Source organism: Arthrobacter sp. NPDC080086, from assembly GCF_040702285.1.
On record NZ_JBFBKP010000104.1, the window covers coordinates 1 to 11,453 of the forward strand.

Below are 11,453 nucleotides of genomic sequence, written 5' to 3' on the forward strand. Positions count from 1 at the left end.
CGCGGACCACTGGTGGTCCGCGGGCGCTGGTGGGTGCCGGGTCTTAGGCCTCGGTGCCGGCCTCGTCCTCGTCGGCGGGCTTGAAGTCGCGGCGAATGTTGGCCACACCCTCCGGGTCGATCTCGAAGCCGTAGGCGGCGCCGGGGTTGATGACCATGCCGAGCTCGTCGCCGAGGTTGCCGAGGATCGCGGCGCCCTGGGTTCCCAGGATGTTCGGCGCGGCGGCGAGGTACTGCTCGGTGACGCGGCTGGGGTGGGAGAAGACGGCCAGCACGGGGTTGCCGGAGGCGTTGGCCAGCACCAGCGGCTCCACCTGCGAGTCGGGGCCCTCCAGAGTGTCCGAGCTGACGATGTAGACCTCATTGTTGAGGAAAGACAGGATGACATCCACCGGGTTGGCATCCGGCTGTTCCCCCCGGGCGAGCTTCTCCTCGAGGTCGTTGAGCGGCTGTGAATCCATGGGTGTGGGCTGTTCAGTCATTGTCCCACTCGATCACTTTGCGGCCCGGGGCGCAATTCCCGACGACGGCGGCCACGGTCCCGGCAAGCCCCGCCGGGGCCTGCGTTCCGCTCGCGGGTTCGGCCCGCCGTCGCTGTTTCCAGACGGCGGGCCTGCACCGAACCCGCGCGCCGGACGCCGGACGCGACGCCCGGGACCTACTTCTTGGCTGCGGCCTTCCGGGCCGGTGCCTTGCGGGCGGCGGGCTTGCGCTTGACCGGGCCCTTGGCGCGCTTCTCGGCCAGCAGTTCCACGGCCTGTTCCCGGGTGAGCTCCTCGACGGAGGTGCTCCGCGGGACGGTGATGTTGGTGACGCCGTCGGTGATGTACGGGCCGAACCGGCCTTCCTTCACCACGATGTTCTTCTCCGAGACCGGGTCCGGGCCGAACTCGGCCAGCGGCGGCACCGCGGCACGGGCGCCGCGCTGCTTGGGCTGGGAGTAGATCTCCAGCGCCTGCTCGAGGGTGATCGTGAAGATCTCCTCCTCGGAGCCGATCGAGCGGGAGTCCGTGCCCTTCTTCAGGTATGGGCCGAACCGGCCGTTCTGCACCGTGATGGGGGTGCCCTCGGCGTCCTGGCCCACGACGCGCGGCAGGCTCATCAGCTGCAGCGCCTCGTCCAGGGTCACGGAGTCCACGGTCATCGAGGCGAAGAGGGAGCCGGTGCGCGGCTTGGCCTTGACCGGCTTCTTCGGCGGCTTGGGCTTGCCGTTCTTGTAGTACTCCACCGGCAGGCTGGCCAGCTGTTCCTCGGTCATCTCCGGGATGATCTCGGTGACGTAGGCGCCGTACCGGCCGTTCTTGGCCACCACCGTGTGTCCGGTGTGCGGGTCAACGCCGAGGACGCGTTCCTCGGGGGCGGCGGTCTCCATCAGTTCCACGGCCTTGGCGGCGGTGAGCTCGTCCGGGGCGAGGTCCTCGGGGACGTTGGCCCGGGCCGACTCGACGACCTCGCCGGTCTTCGGGTCCACGGTGGGGACGGAGCTCTCCAGGTACGGTCCGAACTTGCCCACGCGCAGGGTGATGCCGTCCGTGATCGGAATGGAGTTGATCTCCCGGGCGTCGATCTCGCCGAGGTTGTTAACGATGCTCAGCAGGCCCGGCTTGCCGTCGGCGCCGAAGTAGAAGTGCTTCAGCCACGACGGGCCGGCCTCCTGGCCGTTGGCGATCTTGTCCAGGTCCGCTTCCATGTCGGCGGTGAAGTCGTAGTCCACGTAGTCATGGAAGTGCTGCTCCAGCAGCCGGACCACGGAGAACGCGATCCAGCTCGGAACCAGCGCGGAGCCCTGCTTCCGGACGTAGCCGCGGTCCTGGATGGTGGAGATGGTGGAGGCGTAGGTCGACGGGCGGCCGATGCCCTTCTTCTCCAGCTCGGCAGTCAGCGAAGCTTCGGTGAAGCGCGGCGGCGGCGAGGTCTCGTGGCCGACGGCGGTGATGTCCGCTGCGGTGAGGACGTCGTCCTTGGCCACATTCGGCAACCGGCGGGCCTCGTCCGAGTCGTCGTCGCCGCGGCTCTCGTCCTTGCCTTCCTCGTAGGCGGCGAGGAAGCCGGGAAAGGTGATGACGGTGCCGGAGGCGGAGAATTCGGCATCCCGGCCGTCGGTGGCGATCGCGCCGAGGCGGATGGTCGCCGTCGAACCTTTGGCGTCGGCCATCTGGGAGGCGACGGTGCGCTTCCAGATCAGCTCGTAGAGGCGGAACTCGTCGCCGGAGAGCTGCTTGGCCACCTGCGCCGGGGTGCGGAAGGAGTCGCCGGCGGGGCGGATGGCCTCGTGCGCCTCCTGGGCGTTGGCGGCTTTGCCGCTGTACACGCGGGGCGAGGCCGGGACGTACTCGGGGCCGTACAGTTCGGACGCCTGGCGCCGCGCGGCCGTGATGGCCTCGTTGCTCAGCGCGTTCGAGTCGGTACGCATATAGGTGATGTAGCCGTTTTCGTACAGCCGCTGGGCCACCTGCATGGTGCTCTTCGAGGAGAAGCGCAGCTTACGGCCGGCCTCCTGCTGCAGGGTGGAGGTGGTGAACGGCGCGGTGGGGCGGCGGGTGTAGGGCTTGGTGTCGACGGAGCGGACGCGGAATTCCGCCTCCTGCAGGCCGGAGGCCAGGGACAGGGCGAGTTCCTGGTTCAGGTGGACGACGCCGCGGGCGGTGAGTTCGCCGTCGTCGTTGAAGTCCCGGCCGCTGGCGACCTTCGAGCCGTCCACGGACGCGAGCTTTGCTTTGAACGAGGAAGCCGTTCCGGCGTCGGTGCCGAACTGGCCGGTCAGGTCCCAGTAGGAGGCGGCCTTGAAGGCCATCCGCTCGCGTTCCCGGTCCACCACCATGCGGGTCACGACGGACTGCACGCGGCCGGCGGAGAGCCCGCGGGCCACCTTGCGCCAGAGCACCGGGGAGATCTCGTAGCCGTAGAGCCGGTCCAGCACGCGGCGGGTTTCCTGGGCATCCACCAGGTCCTGGTCCACGTCGCGCAGGTTGTCCATGGCGCGGTGGATGGCTTCCTTGGTGATTTCACCGAAGGTCATCCGGTACACCGGGACCTTGGGCTTGAGGACCTCCAGCAGGTGCCACGCGATGGCCTCGCCCTCGCGGTCCCCATCGGTTGCGAGGTAGAGCGCGTCGGCGCCCTTGAGCTGGGCCTTGAGTTCGGCGACCTTTTTCTTCTTGTCCGGGGAGACCACGTAGTAGGGCTTGAAGTCGTGGTCGACGTCGACGGCGAACTTGCCCACCGAGGTCTTTTTCAGTTCCGCGGGGAGCTCCGAGGGCTGCGGGAGGTCACGGATGTGACCGATGGAGGCCTCGACAATGAAGCCCTCGCCCAGGTACTTGGCGATGGTCTTGCTCTTGGCCGGAGACTCCACAATCACGAGTTTCTTGCCGGTGGGGGCCTTGCTTGGCACGGTGCTCCTACAGAAAAAAGGTTGCTCGGGCAGAACCGCCCATATCCGCCTAGTTCACCATATTTTGCGGAATACCGCGCATTGATGCACAAATGCGCGGCGGCTTCGGACCCGTGCCGCCGCTGCTGTGAGGCTAGGCTGCGATGCGGCCGAGGGTCTCCTTCAGCCGTGTCAGCAGGTGGCCCTGCCAGCCTCCGGCCATGATGCGGTGGGCGACGGCGTGGCTGGGCTCCGCGGGGTCGAATCCCTCGTGGACCATAGCCAGCCGCGTCCCCGTTCCCTCCGGGGCGAGGGTCCAGGTGACGGTGCTTTGCAGGTCGTTCCCCGCTTCAGCGTCCCGCCATGAGATCCGGAGCAGGCGCCCGTCCCGGACGTCCAGGACACGGCTGGCGACCAGGCCGCTGAAGCCGACGGCCGGGACCGGGGTCCCGCGCATGATGTAGTCGTGCCCGACGACCGGTTCGAAATTGTTGTCCATGAGCCAGTCGGCGATCAGGGGCGGCTCGGTCAGGGCGCGCCAGACGGCCGCCGGCGGGTGCGGCAGGTATTCGTCCACGTGGATGGGGGCAAGCGGTGCGGTCACGGACACTCTTCCGTTCGTTGGGGGCTTTCAGGGAGTTTTCAAATGGCCGCGGGGCCGCCGCGGTCGTCGGGAATCATCGACCACATGGTGGCCATCCGGACGGCCCCGTCCGGGATCGCGTCCGGCGCCTCGAGTTCGTAGTCGCGCAGCAGCCCGAAGATGCGCTCCGTCAGCTCGGCACGCTGGGCCGGCGTGAGATAGAGCAAGTTGCTGGCCAGCACCACCGAGGCGGGCGGTTCCCCGGATTCGCCGCGCCGCCGCTGCTCATCCCGGGCCTCGGCGTGCGCCTTGACCCGTCGGCGGTAGGCGTCCAGTTCCAGATCCAGGACGGCGAATTCCGGGCTAGCCGGTCCGCCGCCGGATTTGATGGTGAAGTCCGTTCCGGCGGCCTTCCAGCGGCGCTCGCGTGCGTCCCCGGCGGTGGCCGCGGGCACCACGATCCCCCACTTCTGCAGGGCCCGCAGGTGGTAGCTCATGGCGCTGGGGGTCAGACCGGTCTGTGCCGCAAGCTCCGTGGCGGTGCGGCTGACCTGGGTGGAGTACAGCTCCGAGATCACTTCCAGCCGCGCGGCGTGGGCCAGGGCCCGGATGGCCTTGGGGTCGGTGATCTCCACCTTCTGTTCCGGGCGCGGCCTGCGCTTGCCGGCCGGCGCCTCGGCGGAATCCGCCGGCGGGTTCTCTGTCTTCACTCCCCCAGTCTAGCGACGGTTTCCAAACTATGAAAGGAATGCTTGACACTTACCCAGCGCGGATCTATGGTCCAGTTATGAAAGAAACACTTCATAAAGCCTCCGGGCCGGCCGGCCCCTTGTGGCGCAACCACGACTTCCTGCTCGCCAGTGGCTCCCGCTTCTTCGCCGCCGTCGGCATGGGCGCCGTCGTCGTCACCGTCATGCTTCGGCTCCAGGCGGAGTCCGCGGGCAACGGTCCCGGCGCCGGGCCGTGGCTGGTGGCCGCCTACCTGGCCTGCTCGGCCCTGCCCCTGGTCCTCCTGGCCCCCTGGGCCGGGCGGCTCGCAGACACCCGGGATTCACGCACGCTGGCGACGGCGGCATCCCTGGCCAGCGCCGCGGCGGTGGCGGGGATGGCCTTCGGGCTGCGGGAGGGTGCCCTGAACCTTCCGCTGCTGTTTGCCATGACCTTCCTGCTGGACGCGGCTCAGGCCGTGGCGGGCCCCACCTGGCAGGCCCTATTGCCCCGGATTGTTGGCGAGGAGCGCACGCCCAAGGCCGTGGGCACCATGCAGGCCACCACCATGATCGCCGGCATGGCGGGGCCGGCCGCGGGCGGCCTGCTGACCGGCTGGGGCGGCCCCGGGCTGGTGGTGGCGGTGGCCGGCGGCTGCTACCTCGCAATGGGAGCCGGTGCCCTACTGATCCGCACCCGGCGCGGCACGGCCGCCGAACGCGCGGGGCGGCCTGCCCCGGCGCTGCTCGACGGGTTGCGCCTGCTCCGGCGGGACGTCCTGGTGTGGGCGCTGGTGCTCGGCGCCATGTTCTTCATCGTCGCCGGCGAGGCCACCAACGTCCTCGAAGTGTTCCTGGCCCGCGGCGAACTGGGCGCCAGCGAGGCGGAGTACGGGCTGCTGGCCGCGGCCTTCGGGCTGGGCATGGCCGCCGGCGCGGCCGTCGCCGGCCGGATCGGGAACGGACGGAACCGGCTCCGGGCGCTGCTGGCGGCGATGGTGCTGACCTCGGCCCTCCTTGGGGCGACGGCCCTGGTGCCCACGGTGGCGTGGCTGTTTGCCGCCTACACCGCGACCGGCGCGGCGTGCGGCGTCCTGAACGCCTGCTTCGGGGCGATCACCATCCTCCGGATTCCGGAGACCGGGCGCGGTCAGGCGATGGCGATCCTTGGCGGGATGACGCGGGCAGTGTCAATTGCGGCGCTGGCCCTCGGCGGCCTCCTCGGTGCGGCGCTGCCGGTCCGCACCAACTTCTTCGCCACGGGCACCGCGGGAGTGCTGGTCGCGGCGGCCGTGGCGGTGGTGGTCCTGCGGATCCCGGGCACGGAACAATCAGTCGGGACCCAATCAGGCAGGAATCAGGAAGCCGTCCCGGACCAGGTTGGCGACGTCGTCGAGCAGCCCCTGCCGGAAGGTGCCGCTGTCGTGGCCCTCGTGCCCGCCCAGGAGGGCATCGAGCGCCCCGGCGATCTGCCCGGCGGTGAGCTCGCCGTCGCACGCTGAGACGAAGCCGGCCAGTTCCGTGCTCAACAGGTTGGTGCGGCGGAGGCCGGCACCCTGGCGCAGCAGGATCACGCCGGGGTGCTCGGCGCCGGGCCGCTGGTGCCGTTCCTCCGTGACGTCGTCGGCCACGAGCAGGTGCGCCGCCTCGACGTCGTGGCCGGCGAGCCAGTCGGCACGTTCCACCGCCGCCCCGAGGTGCGGCCCCACGGGCTGCTCGATCGGGTAGGTGATCTCCTCGAAGCGGCGCAGCACCGGTCCTGCTTCCGCGGCAGGGCGGCGCAGGAAGATCATGCCGAAGCCGATCGCGGTGACGCCGCGGGAGGCGAAGTCGTCCAGGTAGGCGGCGTAGGAACGGCGGTACAGGTCCCGGTCCCGGCCCTCGGAGGCATCCTGCAGCCAGGTTTCGGCGTACTGCTCGGGACCCACCTGCTCGCGCTGGATGAACCACACATCGGCGTCCTCCGGGGCCCACTGCTGCGGCCGGGCGGACCAATCCTGGCCGGCCGGGACTTCCCAGTTGCCCAGCATCTGCGCGGTGCCTCCGGGCGCCAGGACGGAGGGGAGGTCCCGGACCAGGGCGGCGACGATCTCGTCGCCGGGCAGGCCACCGTCGCGGTAGGTGAACTGGTCCGCCGTCGATTCCCCCGCGGTGCGCGGGGTAATCACGAACGGCGGGTTGGAGACCACCAGGTCGAACTCCTCCCCAACGACCGGTTCCAGCAGCGACCCGCGCCGCAGGGTGACGCGGCCGCCGAGGTCCTCTGGGTCCAGGTGCAGCTCCCGGGCATTGAGGACCAGGTTGAAGCGGGTGAAGGCTAGTGCGCGGTCGGAAATGTCCGTGGCGGTGACGTGCTCGGCGTGGTGGAGCAGGTGGAAAGTCTGGACGCCGCAGCCGGTACCGAGGTCCAGGGCCCGGGCCACGTGCCGCCGGGCGGTGACCTGGACCAGGGTGGTGGATGCCTGGCCGATTCCGAGCACATGGTCGCGGCGCAGCACGCCGGGGCTCTGGTGCGCGGCCAGGTCGCTGGCTACCCAGAGGTCGGCGCCCCCGTTCGGCTGCCCTTCCTCATCCGTCGCCGGGTCCCAGCCGTAGGGCCGCAGGTCCACACGGGCCCGGACCAGGTCATCCTCCGCCCCTTCCACGAGGCCGAGTTCGCCGAGGCCGGCGGCGCCCACCGAGGGCAGGGCGGCGTCGAGGGCGGCAGCGGTCTGCGGTTCGGCCAGTAGCCAGAGGCGGACGACGGCGGCGAGCGCGGCGGCGGCCGGGTCGGCAGCGACGGCGTCGTCGACGGCGATCAGGGCCGGGATGAGCTGGTCCCGGGCCAGGGCGGCGTGGGCGGCCTCACCGAGGAACGCGGCGACCCCGTCGACGGTGTAGCCGATGGCCAGCAGGTCGCGGGCGAGGGCCTCGGTCAGGTCCGGGAGGTCGCTGCGCGGGGCATCGGGGGTGTTGCCGGCGGTGAAAAGAGTCGAGGAGGTCACCGGTCAAGTTTAGGCGCGGCCCGGGACCTCCGGCTTAGCTCACCGGCCGGGCTAAGGCTGCCCCTCGACGAACACCCGCAGCGCATCCCGGACGAAGGCCGCACCGGCCGCACCGCCGTAGTTCGCGGCGAACCGCGGATCCGCCACGTACAGCTCCCCCAGGCCCCGGATGTAGGCCTTCAGCCCGGCGCCGCCGTCCGCCGCCGGGGTTCCGGGGATGGCGGCAAGCCAGCGGACGTGGCGGGCGGCCAAGTCCTGGGCCGCCGGGCTGTCCGGGGCCCCGCCGGACTCCGCCGCGGCCTGCCAGTCGGCGCTGAGCTGTTCGGCGGCCCGCTTCCACGCGTCCTGGTCCGTGCCGCCCATTCCCCGCCACCAGGCGTCCGCCCGGCCGTAGGCCTCCTTGCCCCAGCGTTCCTCGACCTCGGCCCGGTGGCGGGTGTGATCGAATCCGTCGAACATTGCCTCTGCCATGATGTCCTCTCCTTTTGTCACTGCCTCGAGGGTGCGCCGGACCGAGGCGATCTGGCGGGCCAGGCGGTCCTGTTCCTGGACCAGCCAGCGCAGATGCCCGGCGAGCGCGCGTTCGGCCTGCTGTTCGTGGGCCAGCGCGTCGGCGATCGCCCGCAGTCCGAGCCCCAGTTCCCGCAGAAGCAGGATCCGTTGCAACCGGAGCAGCGCGGCGTGGTTGTAGTAGCGGTAGCCGTTGGCGCCGGTGCGGCTGGGCTTGAGCAGGCCGACAGCGTCATAGTGCCGAAGCGTCCTGCTGGTGGTGCCGGCCAGCCTGGCCAGCTGCTGCACGGACCATTCCATGCCGGTTCCCTCCACTTGGTCCCTCCCGACGGCCCTGCCGGGCCGTTTCTTCGAGGATAAATCTTGACGCCGCGTCAAGTTCAAGGGTGCGGTCGGCGGCCATCGGTCCTGCTGCGGACCCGGTAAGTTGGAATCATGCCCACTGCTTCCCCGATGCCTGTCCCGCGCCGCCTGCTCCACGGGGCGTACGCCGCGGCAGCCGGCGCCGCCGTCGTCCTCGGCGCCTCCGCCTGCGCGCCCGTCACGTCGGTGGAATCAACGGATGCGAACGCATGGAAGGCCACGGCACTGCCCTCCGCCAGCGGGATCGTCCTCTCGGACGCGGGGAAGATCCTCAACCGCACCCCCGTGGTGCAGAGCGCCACCCTGGGGGCCGGCACCTACACCTTGACCATGAGCTGCGACGGCGGCGGCAAGGAATTCTTCGCCGTCAGCCTGGACGGCAAACAGCTGGCGGAGGCGGGAGCGGCCTGCAACGGCAGTCGCGAGGCCGCCACCATCAAGGTCCCGGCCGCCGGGACCGTGGCGATCAGCGCCTCCAGCGTCGACGCGCCGCTGATCTACGCGTACCAGCTGACCCCCGCGGCCTGACCCCCGGCCTGACCCTAGGGCGGCCGGGCCGGCCTGCCGTGCTTGGGCCTGCAAGGCTCGCGCGGGCCACGCCGGGGGAACCTACGGCACCTCACGTCGGCTGCCGGCGGCTAAAATGGCCGCATGACGTTGGGGGGCGCGGCACCGGAGCCGCTGGTACATATTCAAGACTTCCGCATGGACTTTGGCGAGAAGACGGTCATCCGTGACCTGTCCTTCGACGTCCGGGCCGGGGAAACATTCGGCTTTCTAGGCAGCAACGGCAGTGGGAAGACCACCACGCTGCGGGCCCTACTGGGCATCTACCAGCCCACCGCCGGCACCTTGCACATCGGCGGGAAACCCTTCAGCCCTCGCGACGGCGCCCGGCTGGGGTACCTGCCGGAGGAACGCGGCCTCTATAAAAAGGAATCCGTGCTGGACGTCATGGTGTACTTCGGCCGGCTCAAGGGCCTGGACAAGTCCCGCGCCCGGGCGTGGTCCCGCGAGTACCTGGACCGGGTGGACCTCGGCGACAAGGCCGCCACCCGGCTGGACAAGCTCTCCGGCGGCCAGCAGCAGAAGGTCCAGCTGGGCGTCACCATCATGAACGACCCCGAGCTGCTGATCCTGGACGAACCCACCAAGGGCTTCGACCCGGTGAACCGGCGGCTGCTGATGGACATCATCGACGAACAAAAACTCTCCGGCGCCACCGTCATCATGGTCACCCACCAGATGGAGGAGGTGGAGCGGCTCTGCGACCGGGTCATCCTGCTCAAGGACGGCACGGCCCGCGCCTACGGCACCGTCTCCGAGGTCCAGGAGCAGTTCGGCGGCACCCGCTACCGGCTCAGCTACTCCGGCACCCTGCCCGCGTCGGCGCGCTACGACGTCGTCAGCGACGCCGGAGGGAACGCCGAACTCTCGCCGCGCGGCGGGACGGACGAGGCGGCCGTGCTGCGCGAACTCATCGACCATGGAGTGGCGGTCCGCTCCTTCACCAGCGCCCGGACGTCCCTGGATGAGGTCTTCATCAAGGTCTACGGCCAACAGCACGAACTAGCGGAGGCCCGGACCCGATGACCCACCACAGCACCCTCCCCGAGGCGCCCGCCAAGGCCGCCCCCGCCCCGGTCCCGCCGCGCCGGCCCTTCGCCCGGCACAACCTGCGCACCGTGATCGCGTTCGAGTTCACCCGGACGCTGAAGAAGCGCGGCTTCTGGATTGCCACCCTGGCCATCCCGGTGGTCATCGCCATCGTGTTCGCCCTGGTCTACCTGAGCAACACCTCCACCGAGGCCCGCTCCGACGCGCAGAAGACCGCGTCCTTCTCCTTCACCTACACCGATGACTCCCGGCTGGTCTCGGACACCATCGCCCGGGCCATCGGGGGCACGAAGGCGTCGGACGCGGAGACGGCCATCCGCGACGTGAAGCAGGGCCGCAGCGACGCCTACTTCGCGTTCCCCGCCGAACCGGCGACGCAGACGGTGAAAATCTACGGCGCGGACCGGGGCATCTTCGAGAACGGCAAGTACGACGCCGTCGCCAAGCAGCTGCTGACCGTCTCGGCGCAGGCCGCCGTCGGCTCCCCGCAGCTCACCGCGGCGGCCAGCGGCGACGTTAAAACCGAGGCGCAGACCTTCAAGGACGGCCGCCTGACCGGTGGCATCGGCTCCGCGATCCCGCCGCTGATGTTCCTGGTCATCTTCTACGTCTCGATCATCCTGCTCTCCAATCAGATGCTCAGCAGCACCCTGGAGGAGAAGGAAAACCGGGTCACAGAAATGATCCTGACCACCCTGAACCCCACCACCCTGATCATCGGCAAGGTGGCCGCGCTGTTCATGGTGGGCGCGGTGCAGATCCTGGTGCTGCTGACGCCGGTGGCCGTGGGCTTCCTGTTCTTCCGCGACAAGCTGGCGCTCCCGGCCCTGGACCTGTCCACCATCACCTTCGAACCCGGACCCATGGTGGTGGGGGCGCTCCTGCTGCTGGGCGGCTTCACCGTCTTCACCGGCGTGCTGGTGGCGATCGGCGCCGTCATGCCCACCACCAAGGACGCCGGCACCATCTTCGGGCCGCTGATGGCGCTGATCTTTGTGCCGTTCTACGCGATCAGCCTGATCATCTCCGACCCGCAGGCACCGATCGTGCAGGTCTTCACCTACTTCCCGATGTCCGCCCCGGTCACGGGCCTGCTGCGGAACGCATTCGGCACCCTCAGCCCGCTGGAGTCGGTGATCATCATCGTGGAACTCCTCGTGGTGGGCGTCCTTATCCTGCGGCTGGCCGCGCACCTGTTCCGGTACGGCTCCATCCAGTACTCCGGCACCGGTCTGCAGGACTTCTTCTCGCTGACCACTTGGCTGCTGGCGATCGTTGGTTCGATCATCGTTTTGCTCATCTACGGCATGATCACCC

General features: G+C 69.8%; 9 protein-coding genes and 1 pseudogene. 4 read left to right on the forward strand and 6 right to left on the reverse strand.

Annotated features, from left to right (window positions below; all coding sequences use genetic code 11):
* Nucleotides 1-43: 43 nt before the first annotated feature.
* The 4 genes from AB0305_RS21050 to AB0305_RS21065 form a co-directional block, all read right to left on the reverse strand.
* Entirely contained in the window at nt 44-481 is a 438-nt protein-coding gene (locus AB0305_RS21050; RefSeq protein WP_290256135.1) for an SseB family protein, read from the reverse strand.
* A 176-nt stretch (nt 482-657) separates the two neighbouring features.
* Nucleotides 658-3,393 carry a type I DNA topoisomerase gene (gene topA / locus AB0305_RS21055; RefSeq protein WP_364133802.1) on the reverse strand — a complete coding sequence of 912 codons (2,736 nt, stop codon included), beginning with the start codon at nt 3,391-3,393 and terminating at the stop codon, nt 658-660.
* A 133-nt stretch (nt 3,394-3,526) separates the two neighbouring features.
* The gene (locus tag AB0305_RS21060) at nt 3,527-3,976 is read right to left on the reverse strand and encodes an SRPBCC domain-containing protein (RefSeq protein WP_364133804.1); all 450 of its coding nucleotides are present in this window, start codon (nt 3,974-3,976) and stop codon (nt 3,527-3,529) included.
* A 38-nt stretch (nt 3,977-4,014) separates the two neighbouring features.
* A complete protein-coding gene (locus AB0305_RS21065; RefSeq protein WP_364133807.1) occupies nt 4,015-4,665 on the reverse strand; it encodes a winged helix-turn-helix domain-containing protein in 651 nt (216 codons plus the stop codon).
* 77 nt (nt 4,666-4,742) lie between these two features.
* On the opposite strand from AB0305_RS21065, the pseudogene AB0305_RS21070 reads away from it, so the two are divergent.
* A pseudogene (locus AB0305_RS21070) lies at nt 4,743-5,987 on the forward strand (MFS transporter); the annotation flags it as partial.
* 21 nt (nt 5,988-6,008) lie between these two features.
* Here the strand turns inward: AB0305_RS21070 and AB0305_RS21075 are convergent.
* Together AB0305_RS21075 and AB0305_RS21080 are read right to left on the reverse strand one after the other, a co-directional pair.
* A complete protein-coding gene (locus AB0305_RS21075; protein WP_364133810.1) occupies nt 6,009-7,646 on the reverse strand; it encodes a methyltransferase in 1,638 nt (545 codons plus the stop codon).
* A gap of 51 nt (nt 7,647-7,697) precedes the next feature.
* Nucleotides 7,698-8,456 carry a TipAS antibiotic-recognition domain-containing protein gene (locus AB0305_RS21080; protein WP_364133812.1) on the reverse strand — a complete coding sequence of 253 codons (759 nt, stop codon included), beginning with the start codon at nt 8,454-8,456 and terminating at the stop codon, nt 7,698-7,700.
* Nucleotides 8,457-8,591: 135 nt separating this feature from the next.
* Between AB0305_RS21080 and AB0305_RS21085 the strand changes: the two genes are divergently transcribed.
* From AB0305_RS21085 to AB0305_RS21095, 3 genes are all read left to right on the forward strand, one after another.
* Nucleotides 8,592-9,047 (forward strand): hypothetical protein, encoded by a 456-nt coding sequence (locus AB0305_RS21085; RefSeq protein ID WP_364133815.1) that lies wholly within the window; start codon nt 8,592-8,594, stop codon nt 9,045-9,047.
* Between the two features lie 123 nt (nt 9,048-9,170).
* A complete protein-coding gene (locus AB0305_RS21090) occupies nt 9,171-10,112 on the forward strand; it encodes an ATP-binding cassette domain-containing protein (protein WP_364133818.1) in 942 nt (313 codons plus the stop codon).
* Nucleotides 10,109-11,453: ABC transporter permease (locus tag AB0305_RS21095; RefSeq protein ID WP_366173923.1), on the forward strand; the 1,345-nt coding region annotated here is incomplete at its 3' end. The genes AB0305_RS21090 and AB0305_RS21095, both read left to right, overlap by 4 nt.

Bases quoted from the DNA above. Each gene is read 5' to 3' on its own strand.
- AB0305_RS21085 (WP_364133815.1), top strand. From the start codon at position 8,592: ATGCCCACTGCTTCCCCGATGCCTGTCCCGCGCCGCCTGCTCCACGGG.
- AB0305_RS21080 (WP_364133812.1), bottom strand. From the start codon at position 8,456: ATGGAATGGTCCGTGCAGCAGCTGGCCAGGCTGGCCGGCACCACCAGC.
- AB0305_RS21090 (WP_364133818.1), top strand. From the start codon at position 9,171: ATGACGTTGGGGGGCGCGGCACCGGAGCCGCTGGTACATATTCAAGAC.
- AB0305_RS21050 (WP_290256135.1), bottom strand. From the start codon at position 481: ATGACTGAACAGCCCACACCCATGGATTCACAGCCGCTCAACGACCTC.